11 protein-coding genes are annotated in these 14,790 nt (G+C 43.0%); all 11 read left to right on the top strand.

The features are described 5' to 3' along the window. The first annotated feature begins 5 nt into the window (after positions 1 to 5). The gene (locus AC1D0K_RS22965) at positions 6 to 1,727 is read left to right on the top strand and encodes an alpha-amylase family glycosyl hydrolase (RefSeq protein ID WP_477396675.1); all 1,722 of its coding nucleotides are present in this window, start codon (positions 6 to 8) and stop codon (positions 1,725 to 1,727) included. A gap of 150 nt (positions 1,728 to 1,877) precedes the next feature. Beyond that, complete coding sequence (locus AC1D0K_RS22960) at positions 1,878 to 3,308, top strand: MFS transporter (RefSeq protein ID WP_477441438.1); 1,431 nt, start codon at positions 1,878 to 1,880, stop codon at positions 3,306 to 3,308. Positions 3,309 to 3,422: 114 nt separating this feature from the next. After that, complete coding sequence (locus tag AC1D0K_RS22955; protein ID WP_295714031.1) at positions 3,423 to 5,897, top strand: glycoside hydrolase family 31 protein; 2,475 nt, start codon at positions 3,423 to 3,425, stop codon at positions 5,895 to 5,897. Between the two features lie 189 nt (positions 5,898 to 6,086). Next, positions 6,087 to 8,306, top strand: coding sequence for a 1,4-alpha-glucan branching protein GlgB (glgB, locus tag AC1D0K_RS22950; protein ID WP_477396678.1), 2,220 nt, complete (start codon positions 6,087 to 6,089; stop codon positions 8,304 to 8,306). Positions 8,307 to 8,396: 90 nt separating this feature from the next. Continuing rightward, the gene (locus tag AC1D0K_RS22945; protein WP_295714026.1) at positions 8,397 to 8,588 is read left to right on the top strand and encodes a hypothetical protein; all 192 of its coding nucleotides are present in this window, start codon (positions 8,397 to 8,399) and stop codon (positions 8,586 to 8,588) included. 35 nt (positions 8,589 to 8,623) lie between these two features. After that, positions 8,624 to 8,803: a hypothetical protein gene (locus AC1D0K_RS22940; RefSeq protein WP_477436414.1), complete on the top strand. Its 180-nt coding sequence runs from the start codon at positions 8,624 to 8,626 to the stop codon at positions 8,801 to 8,803. Next, complete coding sequence (locus tag AC1D0K_RS22935; RefSeq protein ID WP_477396681.1) at positions 8,804 to 9,109, top strand: DUF3784 domain-containing protein; 306 nt, start codon at positions 8,804 to 8,806, stop codon at positions 9,107 to 9,109. Positions 9,110 to 9,276: 167 nt separating this feature from the next. Continuing rightward, on the top strand, positions 9,277 to 11,694 hold the full coding sequence (locus AC1D0K_RS22930; protein WP_477396683.1) for an ABC transporter permease: 2,418 nt from the start codon (positions 9,277 to 9,279) through the stop codon (positions 11,692 to 11,694). A gap of 97 nt (positions 11,695 to 11,791) precedes the next feature. After that, positions 11,792 to 12,697, top strand: coding sequence for a helix-turn-helix domain-containing protein (locus AC1D0K_RS22925; protein ID WP_477441420.1), 906 nt, complete (start codon positions 11,792 to 11,794; stop codon positions 12,695 to 12,697). Between the two features lie 51 nt (positions 12,698 to 12,748). Continuing rightward, on the top strand, positions 12,749 to 13,474 hold the full coding sequence (locus AC1D0K_RS22920) for an SDR family oxidoreductase (RefSeq protein ID WP_295714016.1): 726 nt from the start codon (positions 12,749 to 12,751) through the stop codon (positions 13,472 to 13,474). 695 nt (positions 13,475 to 14,169) lie between these two features. Then, complete coding sequence (locus AC1D0K_RS22915) at positions 14,170 to 14,553, top strand: hypothetical protein (RefSeq protein ID WP_477396688.1); 384 nt, start codon at positions 14,170 to 14,172, stop codon at positions 14,551 to 14,553. The last annotated feature ends 237 nt before the right edge of the window (positions 14,554 to 14,790 follow it).

The raw sequence follows: 14,790 nt of genomic DNA, 5'->3' as shown, positions 1-14,790 counted from the left end.
AAAAAATGGAAGAATCTAAAACAGACCATAAACTTATTATATACCAGTTACTGCCACGTCTTTTTGGCAACACTAAAACCCTCAACAAAACCAATGGCTCCATTGAAGAGAATGGCGTTGGTAAACTGAACGATATTAACGATAAGGCCCTGCGGGAAATCAAAAAAATGGGATTTACCTATGTTTGGTATACCGGCGTTATTGAGCATGCAACCATGACAGATTATTCGGCTTTTGGAATAAAAGCCGATGACCCGGATATTGTAAAAGGACGCGCGGGTTCGCCTTATGCTATTAAGGATTATTATGATATTGATCCCGACTTGGCTGTTGATGTTAAAAACCGCATAGGTGAGTACGAAGCGCTAATTAAACGTACCCATACCAATGGCTTAAAGGTACTAATGGACCTGGTGCCAAACCACGTTGCCCGTACCTATGCATCTGATGTAAAGCCGGCCGGTGTTCGTGATTTTGGACAGGATGATGATAAAACGCAGGCTTTTAGCGCCAAAAACGATTTCTACTATATGCCGGGGCAGCCATTTGTTGTTCCTTCGGGATACAATCCCGGTGGTGATGAATTTAAAAGCCCGCTAAAAGACGGTAAATTTGATGAAAATCCAGCCAGGGCGACAGGTAACGACGTGTTCAGCGCGTCGCCATCTATCAATGATTGGTTCGAGACCATGAAGTTGAATTATGGGGTCGACTACATGGATCATCGTCGTGGGCATTTTGATCCGGTGCCTCCGCTTTGGAATAAGGTTTATGATATTTTGCACTATTGGAGCCAAAAAGGTGTGGATGGCTTTCGCTGTGATATGGTGGAGATGGTACCCCTCGAGTTTTGGGCATGGGTGATCCCTAAAATGAAAGCAGAGCATCCGGGCATTGTTTTCATCGGCGAAGCTTATGATAAGGGAAAATACAGCGATTATATTTTTAAAGGACATTTTGATTACCTGTACGATAAAGTTGGTTTGTATGATACCATCCGGAACCTTACCCGTAATGAGCATAACACAACCACCTGGGGAATCAACAGTGTTTGGAATCATGATAGTAAGGGTATTGATGAGCACATGCTTCGCTTTATGGAAAATCATGACGAGCAGCGCATTGCCTCGCCCGATTTTGCAGGTAACCCATGGCTGGCCGTACCGGGGATGATTGTAACCGCTACCCTGAACACCGGGCCGGTGATGATTTATTTTGGCCAGGAAGTTGGCGAACCGGGGGCTGGTAACGAAGGTTTTAGCGGTAATGATGGCCGCTCATCTATTTTTGATTACTGGGGAGTACCCGAGCATCAGAAATGGATCAACAATGGTGCTTATGATGGCGGCAAACTATCAACCGACCAAAAGAACCTACGGGGTTTTTACCAAACGCTGTTAAACGCTGTACACAACAATGAAGCCCTTAAAAACGGCGAATTTTATGAGTTGATGATGGCTAATGAGCATCAACCGGGTTTTGATACCCGGATGTACATTTATCTTCGGTATACCAATAATCAGCGTATATTAGTGATAACCAATTTTAACCGGGAAGTGCGCAAAATCAATGTAAAACTCCCGGATGACCTGTTATATAAATTAAACATAAACGGCAAAAAGCAATTTACCGATCTGCTGAGCGGCGGCAAATTCAGCACCGGTGATATTAAAAACGGCGTTGAGGTAACTGTGGGGGCGAGCGGCGGCTTGATGCTGGAGTTTTAATTGTCAGAATCAGAATTTACAGAATATTAGAATAGGGAGAATTTTGAATAGACCGGCTTTAGAAATTAATGAAAATATTAAACTAATTATTGTTATTGCTTAGTCGTATGCGCCCAAATAAGGGTATATGACAAGTACTAAACACGAAAAATAATTCTGAAATTCTTTAATTCTGAAAATTCTGATTCAGACCGAAGAACCAATAAACCAATTGAACCAATGAATAAAATATTACAAAAGCCAAGATTAAGTTTCTGGCAAATCTGGAACATGAGTTTTGGCTTTTTAGGCATCCAGTTTGGCTTTGCTTTGCAAACCGGTTATGCAAGCCGTATACTGCAAACCTTTGGTGCCGATGTGGGTAATTTATCCTTGTTTTGGCTGGCAGCCCCACTAACAGGAATGATCATCCAGCCTATAATTGGTCATTACAGTGACAGGACCTGGAACCGACTGGGCAGGCGCAGACCTTATTTTTTAACCGGCGCGCTATTATCCGGCCTGGCACTATGCTTTTTACCTAATTCATCCGGTTTGGCATTCCTGATACCGCCAATTATTGTTGGTGCGGGTATGCTTATGTTAATGGATGCATCCTTTAATGTGGCTATGGAGCCCTTCAGAGCTTTGGTGGCCGATAATTTACCCGATAGCCAGCATACCGCAGGGTTTTCAATGCAAACCTGCCTCATAGGCGTGGGCGCCATTATGGGGTCGGTATTGCCATCGGTATTAACCAATTGGTTCCATGTAACATCTGTAGCGCCAGAAGGCATTGTACCCAACAATTTACTATACTCCTTTTATGCAGGCGGTTTAATATTAATAGGCTGTATTGTATGGACAGTAGTAAAAACAAAGGAATACCCACCAGAGGAGTATGCCAAATTTCATGAACCCGATGTTGAAGTAGTTAAAAGAAGCGGTATCAGGGAGTTTTTGCACGATTTATGGAACATGCCTAAAACCATGAAGCAGTTGGGTTTAGTGCAATTTTTCTCCTGGTTTGCATTGTTTTCCATGTGGGTGTGGACAACCCCCGCCATTGCTACACATGTGTATCATTTACCATCCAATGATACTGCGTCAGTGGCATTTAATAAAGCCAGCAGTTGGGTAGGGATCATGTTTGGGGTATACAATGGAGTTTCGGCTCTTTATGCCCTGTCATTGCCGTGGATAGTTAAAAAACTCAACCGTAAAAAAACGCATGCTTTTTCATTAACCATGGGAGGCATAGGTTTAATATCTGTATTTTTTATCCAGGATCATTATCTGTTACTATTGCCTATGGTTGGCATAGGTTTGGCCTGGGGAAGTATTTTAGCAATGCCTTACGCTATATTATCCAGCTCGATACCACCAAAAAAGATAGGTGTTTATATGGGTTTATTTAATTTCTTTATAACCTTTCCGCAGATAGTGAGCAGTCTTACAAGTAGTTTGATTATCAAAAATCTGTTTAATAGTGAGGCAATTTACGGTTTGGTAATGGGGGGCGTATTTATGTTTATCGCAGCGATGATGGTGTTTTTTGTACAGGATGGTAAAAAAATTCAAATAATAGAGGCTACTAATTAAAAAAAACGTTACAAACTGGCACGGTTAATGATTTTTCCTCAAATCAAATGTTGTATATTGCGTAGTAAGTACACATTATACATATTTGCAGAAACCCCTTTTTTAATAATTTGAATGGAAAGTAATAAGCCGAATCCGGAGGAGATAACAAGTAAGATAGTTGAAGCTGAGAATTTATTGGAAGTGGAGGAGGAGTTTCACCACCTTAATAATCCTGCAGATGGCATAAAACCTATCATTAAGAAATACCTGGGTATACCCAACCATGCAGATCAAATAGGAAATAAATTTTTCTTTTCTGATGGTGATGCCAAGGTTGAAGTAGTTGTAGTGACCGATGAGATCATCCGGGTGAGGCTTGCCCCGCACAGTGTATTTTTGGAAGAATTTTCATACGCGGTTCCCAAACTGGAACATAAAGCGGCAGCATTTACCCTATATGAGGATGCCAGTGAATTTCGCGTTGCTACTAAATCGATAAACTGTCATATCCGCAAAAAAGATTTCTTTATCTCTTTTTCTGATTGCAACAACCACATTACCAGTGCAGATGCAGTGCCTATGCACTGGGAAGAGAATGTGCAATTTGGTGGTTACTACGTTTTTTGTACCAAAACCTGCGGGCCCGACGAAAGCTTTTTTGGCTTGGGCGATAAGCCAACCGAGCTTAACCTGCGTGGTAAACGACTAAAAAACTGGAACACTGATGCCTACTCTTTTGCCTGGAACCAGGATCCGCTGTACCGGAGCATTCCTTTTTACATCAGTGTAAATGAAGGCATAGCGCACGGGATATTTTTTGATAATACTTTTAAGGCGCAGTTTGATTTTGGTGCCGAGGATAAAACCAAAACCAGTTTTTGGGCCGATGGCGGCGAACTGCAATACTATTATATCCATGGTCCGCACATGATGGATGTGGTAAAAAGTTATCATATTTTAACAGGTACCCACCCAATGCCACCGCTTTGGGCGCTTGGCTATCACCAATGCCGCTGGAGCTATTATCCTGAGGCAAAGGTGAAGAAGATAACCAGGGGTTTCCGCGAAAATAAGATCCCCTGCGATGGTATCTACCTGGATATCGATTACATGGATGGCTACCGTTGCTTTACCTGGAACCGCAAATACTTCCCTGATCCAAAGAAGATGATCAGCGAATTGGCTGCTGATGGATTTAAAACAGTTGTAATTATTGACCCCGGGATTCGTGTGGATGATAATTACGAGGTATTTAAACAAGGAAAAGAGAATAGATATTTTTGCCGCCGCAGCGATGACTACTTTATGGAGGGCCATGTTTGGCCGGGCCGTTGCCAGTTTCCGGATTTTACCAACCCCGAAGTTCGCGAATGGTGGGGCGGTTTGTTTGACGAGCTGGTGCAAATGGGCGTAGCCGGTGTTTGGAACGATATGAACGAGCCTGCCGTTTTTGGAGCTGGAACCTTCCCCGATGATGTACGCCACCAATATGATGGGCATCGCGGATCGCACCGCAAGGCACACAATGTTTATGGTATGCAAATGGTACGCTCAACCTACGAAGGTTTGCGCAAGATCATGAAAAATAAACGCCCGTTCACTATTACAAGGGCAGGCTACTCTGGCGTACAGCGTTTTTCATCCGTTTGGACGGGTGATAACGTTGCCTCATGGGAGCATTTAAAATTGGGCAATATTCAATGTCAGCGTTTATCAGTATCAGGTATCTCTTTTTGCGGTACCGATATAGGAGGTTTTAGCGGCGAGCCCGATGGTGAGCTGTTTACCCGCTGGATACAGATGGGTACTTTTTCGCCGTTCATGCGCGCGCATTCTGCCGGTGATACCAAAGAACGTGAACCATGGAGCTTTGGCGAGCCTTTTACGGCTATCAACCGTAAATTTATTGAGCTGCGTTACCGCTTAATCCCTTATTTATACTCCACTTTCTGGGAGCACCACCGTTACGGATTCCCTATTTTAAGGCCGATTGTGATGCATGAGCAGGATTTGCTGTTGAATCATTTTCGCCAGGATGAATTTACTTATGGGGATAAAATACTGGTTTGCCCAGTGATGGAGCCAGGTCAGTTAAAACGGAACGTTTACCTGCCAAAAGGCAAATGGTTTAACTTTTGGACATTTGAAGTACTTGATGGCGGGAAGGAAGTAACGGTTGATACGCCGTTGGAGACTATACCATTATTTGTTAAAGCCGGCTCGGTAATACCAGAATACCCGGTAATGCAATACATTGGCGAAAAGGAAATTGAAGAAGTAAAACTGAATATCTATTACACTGATTACGAAGTTAACTCCTTCCTGTTTGAAGATTACGGCGAAACTTTTGCCTACGAGCAGGATATTTACCTGGAGAAAAAATTTGTAGTAAATGGTGGCTCAAGAACGCTTACCATTAGCCAAAGTATGGAGGGGTTATATACGCCAAGATATGAAGGTTATCATCTTAACATCATCGGCTTGCCGTTTAAACCTGGCAGAATTGTAGCCGACGGTAAATTGGTAAAAGATTTTTATATCAACAGCGATGGAACGGTAGAGTTCAAGTTCAGTAAAAACTTTAAACACATAGAAATAATAAAATAATTTAAAGGCCTCAATAAAATGGGGCCTTTTTTATTGAGCTTAAAAGGAAAGTCGGGATTTTTAAATAAATTCTTAAATCTTGCATAATCCTTTAATCGTGTATAAATCCTGTTATATTTGATTACATAAACCAAAACTCAATCCTGTTATTTGGGTTATTCTTACAAGCCCCAACAGGTTATCTATATCATGGCCAAACAAACTAAGAAAACCGAAACCCCGTTACCGGAAGCAAAGCCAGTAAAAGAGAAGAAAACACCAAAGGCAAAAGCTGCAGCAACACCTGTACCCGCGCCCGAAAAGGTTACAAAGGCAAAAGCCGTTAAGGTTGAGCCCGAAGCCTTGGCTGCTAAAGCCAAGAAAGCGGTTAAAGCGAAAGCTGCTCCTGCAGAAGAAGTTGTTGTGTCCAAGTCAAAATCTGTAAAAGCAAAAGTTGCAGAATCCGTACAGGCTGCTCCGCCTGTAATATTAAAGGCAGTGGAACCATATAGCAGGTTTACCGATTTTGATATTGGTTTATTTAAATCGGGTAAGCATTTTAAACTGTACGAGAAGCTTGGTTCGCACGTGATGGAGTTTAATGGGGTTGTAGGAACCTATTTTGCAGTTTGGGCGCCAAATGCGCAGTATGTGGCGGTTATAGCTAATTTTAATGGCTGGAACAGGGGTTCGCATAGTTTAAATGCCCGTTGGGATGCATCGGGTATATGGGAAGGTTTTATCCCGAACATTGGCGTTGGCGAAACCTATAAATATTATATCAAATCATCAACAGGCGAAGACCTGGAAAAGGCCGATCCCTTTGCACTGCGCTGGGAAGTACCGCCAAGTACCGCCTCTATAGTTGCCGATACTTTTTACGAATGGACAGACAGCGACTGGATGACCAATCGCCATCAACATAACGCAATAGATAAACCATATAGCGTTTACGAGGTGCATTTAGGCTCATGGGCCCGTAATATCGAAAGTCCGGATGAGTTTTTAACTTACACACAGCTTGCACATAAACTGGTGCCTTACGTTAAGGAAATGGGCTTTACGCATGTAGAGTTTATGCCGATTATGGAGCACCCGTACTATCCAAGCTGGGGATACCAGATCTCGGGCTATTTTGCAGCAGCTTCGCGCTACGGTTCGCCGCAGGAGCTCATGTACCTGATTGAAGAATTTCATAAGGCAGAAATTGGTGTGATACTGGATTGGGTGCCTTCGCACTTCCCCGGTGATATTCATGCGCTTTATAAGTTTGATGGTACACACCTGTATGAGCATGCCGATGCCCGTAAAGGCTTTCACCCCGATTGGAAATCATACATATTTAACTACGGGCGTAACGAGGTTAGGGCATTCCTGATCAGTAACGCGCTGTTTTGGCTGGATAGATACCATGCCGATGGTTTACGTGTAGACGCGGTTGCATCTATGCTTTACCTGGATTACTCACGTAAACATGGCGAATGGGAAGCCAATATTTATGGCGGCAACGAAAACCTAGAAGCCATATCATTCCTAAAAGAATTTAACGAGGCTGTTTACAGTCATTTCCCATCAACCCAAACCATTGCCGAAGAATCTACATCGTTCACAGGCGTTAGTCGCCCGGTTTATTTAGGCGGATTGGGCTTTGGAATGAAATGGATGATGGGCTGGATGCACGATACTATTGATTATTTTGCGCAAGATCCAATTCACCGTAAATATCACCATAACGAGATCACGTTTAGTACCATATACGCCTTTACAGAAAACTTTATGCTGCCTTTCTCTCATGATGAGGTGGTATATGGCAAGGGGAGCATGCTACGTAAAATGCCGGGCGATGAGTGGCAGCAGTTTGCCAACCTGCGGTTGATGTATAGTTATATGTTTACCCATCCAGGTACAAAACTATTGTTCATGGGGGCCGAGTTTGGCCAGGGCGATGAGTGGAATTATAGCCAGTCGTTACAATGGCATGTGCTGCAGTATGCCAATCACCAGGGCATGTCAGAAACGGTAAAAACGCTTAACCACTTATACCGCGATGAACCTGCGCTTCATGAAAAGAGCTTTGATTTTACAGGTTTTGAATGGATAGATGGCGGCAATGCCAATGATTCCATTTTGGTTTACGGCCGTATGGGGCACAACAGTAAGGATGATTTGGTTATCATCCTGAACATGACACCTGTACCGCGTTACAACTATCGCATAGGTGTACCCGGCGGTGGTAACTGGAAAGAGATCTTTAACTCTGATGCTCAGAACCTTTGGGGCAGCGGTCTTATTAATTACGATCCCGTAAAAGCTGATCCCGAAAAATGGCATGGCAAAGAGAATTCTATCCGTATTACTATACCTCCATTGGGGGCTACCATATTTAAAAGAGCGCCGGAAACGCCTGCTAAATATGAATTGAAGCGGTAATACTTAATACATAAATAAAACTATTTAACCATTTCATAAACTTTTACGTTTAAGGGATGGTTAAATAGTTAATTATAGATTTACCAGCCTATGAATCCCAAATTCCGCAACCTGTTTTTAATCGGTGGAACTATTGCTTTGCTGATACTTATTATACAGGTTATTATGACATACCCATATATGAGTGCCGAAGGAATATTGTTAAATGCTATACCTGCATTGTTGCTTTACTACCTGGCTTATAAAACCTACCATGAGCATAAGGATGGGGAGTTAATGTGATTTTTTGGATTTTGAATAAAAGCTAAATTTGTTTTATGAACGAATTGAATAATTATAACGGGGATAAGCAGCCCGAAATTTATCCTGACTATGTAATTAAAGGTGTAAAGGATTCTTTAAAGCAAGCGGAGAAAGGGTTGTTAACCCCATTCACAAATATCAAGGCAATGCTTAACCTCGAACAAGATCAAAATTCAAATCCTCAATCCAAATAAATGTTTAACCTGATCGTATTTGGCGTTATTGCGATGGTGATGCTTTTATTGGGCTACCAGATAAAGTATAAAAAGAAGGCCAACCTCATATCTGGTTTTAATGAAGACCTCGTTACCGATGTTGATGGTCTGTGCAATTGGGTAGGCAGGCTGATGCTCATCAACGCCGCGATAGCCCTTTCTACCGGTATTTTAATGGCGTACTTCCCAGTAAAAATGGATCTCGTGCTTATATATTTTGTTTCGGGAATTGCAATTACTTGTGTATTCGCGGTTGTGGGTACACGCAAGTTTAAAAGAAAGTAGCTGTTAATATCCAGCCGGTTAGCGGTGTTCGCCTGCCCGTTAACGCACATGAATTGTAACGTATCCGTACAGTAGAGTAAATTCAAAGTCGATATAATATATTGAATGTCAGTTAATTAAATTTAAGGCATGTAATTGGTTGTCTTTCAGGCATAAACACAATTGTTATGCTTAAAAATTACCTGTTGGTTGCTTTTAGAAACTTATCTAAAAACAAAGCCTTCTCGTTTATCAACATTGTTGGCCTGGCTATTGGTATGGCTGCATGCCTGCTTATTTTGCAGTATGTAAGTTATGAATTGAGTTTTGATAATTTCCACGTTAAAAAAGATCGTGTATACCGCATAAACCAGGACAGGTATAACAATGGTAAACTAAGCACCCAATGGGCGGGCGGAGCCTTTGCACCGGGCAGCGCATTCAAAAACGCTTTACCCGAGATAGAAGATTTTGTAAAAATAGTAGGTGCGGGGCAGGCCCTGGCCAATTATAAAGATCAGAAGATGGTGATCAAAAACGATTACTATGCGGGCGCATCCTTCTTTAATATATTTTCGTTCCCATTGATTAGCGGCGATCCCAAAACTGCGTTAAAGGAGCCAAATACCGCGGTAATATCAGAAGAAATGGCCCGGAAGCTTTTTCATAACACAGATCCTGTTGGGCAAACACTGTATCTTAATACCGATAAACCCATGAAAATTACCGGTGTTATGAAAAAGATACCGGCTAATACCCACTTTAAATTCGACTTTTTGCAATCATACAGTACCCTTTTAAAGGAGAATCCACCTAATAAAGATTTTAACCTGGATGATGCCTGGCTCAATGATGGCTGCACAACCTACCTCTTGCTTAAGCAAGGTGTAGACCCAAAAACGTTGGAGGCTAAGTTTGTGCCGGTAGTAAAAAAAGTATATGACAAGTACAAAAGCGCGGGCGAAGGAGGGATATATACTTTACAACCTGTACAAAGCATTCACCTGTACTCCAACCGGATGCTGGAGTTTCAACCCAATGGCGATGGTAAATCTGTTTATTTACTATTGGGCATAGCCATATTTGTCATCGTTATCGCCTGGATCAATTATATCAACCTGGCAACGGCCCGCGGCATTGGCAGGGCCAAAGAGGTGGGTGTACGTAAAACTTTAGGTTCGGCAAAGGCGCAATTGGTGATGCAATTTATGCTGGAGGCTATGCTGCTCAACGGGCTGGCTATAGTTGCCGCCATTTTGCTTATTGTTATCTGCCTTCCGGTTTTTGCCAATATATCGGGCTTGCAAATGGGTTTTGTTTTGTTTAACGAGCCTGCTTTTTGGGTGGCGGTTTTGAGCATATTCCTCCTCGGTTCGTTCTTCTCCGGCTTCTATCCGGCTATTGTGTTATCTGGTTTCAGGCCGGTAGAGGTGATGAAAGGGAAAATATCGGCATCTCCCAAAGGTATTATTTTGCGTAAAAGCATGGTAGTATTCCAGTTTGCCGCATCCATATTTTTGTTGATCGGCTCGCTCACCGTTTTCAAACAGTTGCAATTTATGCAGAGCCAGAAGCTGGGCTTAAAGATTGACCAGACATTGGTCATTAAAGCGCCATTGGTTAAAGTAGATTCCTTTTACCGCAGCATGAGCGCCTTTAAGCAGGAGGGCCTGGCACAATCAACGGTTAAAAATATAACCGTCTCTACATCTATCCCCGGCGAACCCGTATTTTGGAACGCGGGCGGTATTAAACTGGTAGGGGCCGATCAAACCAAGGGTAAGCAATACCGCATCATCGGCACCGATTATGATTATCTTAACGGCTATGATATTAAATTGCTGGCCGGCAGAAAGTTCTCTAAAGATTATGGTGATGAGCCGCATAGCGTGGTCCTCAATAAAAAGGCTACCGAACAAATGGGTTTTAATAAGCCAGATGAAGCCATAGGTAAACGCATTGATTTTTGGGGACAGGTTTACACCATAGTTGGCGTGGCCGATAACTTTCACCAGCAATCTTTGAGGGATACCTATGATGCGCTGATATTCAGATGTATCCCGGATGTAAGGGGATACGTATCGGTAAAAATAAGTTCCAGTAATATTACCCAAACCGTTGCCGGGCTAAAGCAAACCTGGTCGGCTTTTTTTCCCGGCGATCAGTTCGATTACTTCTTTTTAGATCAGTATTTTAACGAGCAATACAAGGCCGACCAGCGCTTTGGGCAGGTGTTTGGTGTATTTACCGGCATCGCCATTTTTGTGGCCTGCCTTGGCTTATTTGGGCTGGTATCCTATACCATAGTGCAGCGCACCAAGGAGATTGGTATCCGCAAGGTATTGGGAGCTACGGTAAACAATATATTAACCCTGCTTTATAGAGATTTTGCCTTACTGGTTATAGTATCATTTGTAGTATCAGCGCCACTTGCCTGGTATGCCATATCCAAATGGTTACAAACGTATGCCTTCCGGGTTGATATTAATCCCTTGCTGTTTGGCATTCCGTTTTTGGTAGTGATGGTTATTGCCTTTGCCACAGTTTCATTTCTAAGCATAAAGGCCGCGCTGATGAACCCGGTGAAAAGTTTAAAGACAGAGTAAATTAGTCAAAGGGGTTTTCTGCGGATGGGTATGTCGGCTGTATGTCTTGTTTTTGGTGTTATATCTCCATTGCCTATTTATTTTGTTATTTTGTGGCATGCCAGTTTTAACAGCTCCTGATAAATCCGTTTTGCGAACCTATCCATTGCTGCAAAGTGATGGTGAGTCGGCATCAATGATTGAGGTGCGGGCGGCCGAAACCGGTTGTGGCGAGTTTAAACTCGATCCGGCATTTTTAATCCCTCACCGTAAAGATTATTACCTGTTTGTGCTGGTAAAGAAAGGCAATAATCGTCATTGGGTCGATTTTATGCCCTACACCATAAAGCCCGATACTTTTTACTTTACAGTACCGCAGCAGGTGCATCTTAAAGAACACTCGGGCCCCATGGAAGGCCTTTTTGCCAGCTTTACCGAGGAGTTTTTGCAACTGGAGGAGAACCGCATGCTAAAACAGCTGCCCATTATCCAGAACCCTGCCGGTGCGCATGAGCTTTTACTCAGCCAGCAGGACATGGTCTTTGTTGAAGATGTAATGACAAAAATGCTGGCTGAATTTAATACCGATGGCAGCTGGCGCAACCACATGCTTACATCGTGGTTGCGGGTATTGGTAATATACCTCAGCAGGTTGTATGCCGAGCAGTTTAGTGAAACCTGCTTTACCCTAAACTATTGCCTGCTTAAAAACTTCCAGACGCTTATTGGCGAACATTATGCCACCCAGCATGATGTTACAGCCTACGCCGAAAAACTCAACATAACACCCGGTCACCTTACCGAAGTTATTAAACAGCAAAGCGGCAAAACCGCCATTACCCATATTCATGAGCGCCTTATTGTGGAGGCCAAACGCAGGCTATTGCATACCGATCTGTCGGTTAAGCAAATTGCAGATGAACTTGGTTTTGAGGATGCCGCGTACTTTAACCGCTTTTTTAAACGCCTTACAGATACCACGCCGATAAACTACAGGCAGCAAATCCGGGAAATGTACAGTTAATGCCCTGCTATGTGCAGTGGTATTAAAATGGCGCCGCCGTAGCTTTGCTTTATGAATAAACAAACAGTTTTAATAACCGGTGCCAATAAAGGCATTGGCTTCGAGACCGCCCGCCAGCTGGCCAGGGCAGGTTACCATATATTTCTAGGCGCACGCGATAAAACCAATGGAGATAAAGCCGTTGAACAGCTAAAAGCAGAAGGGTTTGCAGATGTGGAATTGTTGCTGATTGATGTTGCAGACGAACAATCGGTTCAGCAAGCGCATACCAACCTTGCCAAACGAATTGACCATTTAGATGTGCTGATCAATAATGCAGGCATCCCCGGCGCTTTTCCGCAGCCGGCAACAACCGTGAGCGACGATACCATGAAACAGGTTTTTGAAGTAAATTTCTTTGGCGTGATACGCACCGTAAGGAATTTTATCGACCTGCTTAAAAAAGCCGAAAACCCAAGGATAGTAAATGTAACCTCAGATTTGGGTTCGCTCACTTACCATAACGATCCGGACTGGGAGTATTATCACTTTAAATCGGCAGCTTATGGTCCGTCAAAAACGGCTTTAAATGCCTACACCGTTGCACTGGCATTTGAATTGAAAGACCAGGTGAAAGTGAACATGGTTAACCCCGGCTACACCAATACCGAATTTAACGGTAACCAGGGCCCAAAACCGGTAGAAGATGGCGCAGCACCAATTGTGGAATATGCTATGATTGATAAGGATGGCCCAACAGGCAAATATATCAGTGATAACGGCGAAACGCCCTGGTAGGTTTTTGGGAGCAAGGAGCAAGGACTTTTGGACAAAAGACTAGAAGATAAAAGAGTAAGGACTTTTGGACAAAAGATTAAAAGCTGTGTTATTGTGGGGTTTGAAATAAGGGGCTTTAAAGGTGAAATGACGTTGGAAAAGTTTGTCAATCCTGAGGAACGAAGGATCTATTTGCAGACTGTGCAGGGCAAAGAAGCATGGCGAATAATAGATCCTTCACTCCATTGATGACAAGAAGTTTTTTGCGAACATGTCATGGGTAGGTAGGTTCGACGCAATCTCCAAACTACGCGGGTGGAGAGGCATGGCGCATACTCAGCATGGGGACCACAAAGGGTGGACGCTTGCGGTAGCGGGGCGTGGTATTTCTACAAACAGGTAACACCTAAAGGTGCAGGTATTTATTTTTTTTTGCCTCTGGCAGGTGTTTTCACTGCACAAGCCTGAGGTCTGGATATCGCATCTAATAACCGATTACAACTGTAACAATTTTACAGGATAAGAACAGCTGTTATGGCCTTTTGGAAAACGAAATCATCAACCAATGGTGAAAATATCAATCACAAATTGAGTGAATAATATTTTAGATTAATTTTTTTTCTTTTTGAGAGAATAAATTATATAGTTTTGCGCGCGTTCTTCGGGCCGAATAGGCCTGCAGGGCAACACTATCTATTCGTACAAAAATCTCAACTATGAAAAAAACACTTCCATTTTTATCCTTACTTGCGGTTATGGCTATTGCAGGCTGTAGTAAAAAAAACAGCGTAACGCCGGTAACCAGCCACCAGGTTACCTTCAGTACAAATGCAAGCGGCTACAAAACCGTGATAAGCCTTCAGGCAAAAGGAACTGCTGCCGAGGATGCTAAAGTATTAACATCGGCAACCAATACCGGTACCAGTTTTGCTTATAACACCACCATCACCACCGGCGATCATTTGCTTATCAGCATCACCCCCGATGGCGCTAAAGATGTGTATCATTATCAAATTGACGATAATGCTGCAAAAGCCGATGGCGGCGACGTAAGCGTGGCAGCAGGCACATCATTAGTGCTACATTACCCTAAAAACTAATTTACTGTATTTTACCGCCCTTCAATAAAAAAGGGAGGTAATAAAATAAGTTAACAAGGCCGCCTTTGGGTGGCCTTGTTTGTTTTTGGGATAGCCTATCATCACAACTTTATTGCGAAGAACAAGGCAATCGCAGGCTTTACAAGTCGGCTTTTCACCGTTCGCGATTGCCGCGCTGTGCTCGCAATAGCATAGTGGAGAAGCAGTATTTTGCAACTAAAAAGCCCCGGCTAATGC

This window comes from Mucilaginibacter sp. P1_A3, assembly GCF_056406855.1.
This window is presented reverse-complemented; position numbering and strand designations above follow the sequence as displayed.

Coding starts and splice junctions, on each gene's coding strand:
- glgB (WP_477396678.1), top strand. CDS start 6,087: ATGGCCAAACAAACTAAGAAAACCGAAACCCCGTTACCGGAAGCAAAG.
- AC1D0K_RS22955 (WP_295714031.1), top strand. CDS start 3,423: ATGGAAAGTAATAAGCCGAATCCGGAGGAGATAACAAGTAAGATAGTT.
- AC1D0K_RS22925 (WP_477441420.1), top strand. CDS start 11,792: ATGCCAGTTTTAACAGCTCCTGATAAATCCGTTTTGCGAACCTATCCA.
- AC1D0K_RS22965 (WP_477396675.1), top strand. CDS start 6: ATGGAAGAATCTAAAACAGACCATAAACTTATTATATACCAGTTACTG.
- AC1D0K_RS22935 (WP_477396681.1), top strand. CDS start 8,804: ATGTTTAACCTGATCGTATTTGGCGTTATTGCGATGGTGATGCTTTTA.
- AC1D0K_RS22915 (WP_477396688.1), top strand. CDS start 14,170: ATGAAAAAAACACTTCCATTTTTATCCTTACTTGCGGTTATGGCTATT.
- AC1D0K_RS22940 (WP_477436414.1), top strand. CDS start 8,624: ATGAACGAATTGAATAATTATAACGGGGATAAGCAGCCCGAAATTTAT.
- AC1D0K_RS22945 (WP_295714026.1), top strand. CDS start 8,397: ATGAATCCCAAATTCCGCAACCTGTTTTTAATCGGTGGAACTATTGCT.
- AC1D0K_RS22930 (WP_477396683.1), top strand. CDS start 9,277: ATGCTTAAAAATTACCTGTTGGTTGCTTTTAGAAACTTATCTAAAAAC.
- AC1D0K_RS22920 (WP_295714016.1), top strand. CDS start 12,749: ATGAATAAACAAACAGTTTTAATAACCGGTGCCAATAAAGGCATTGGC.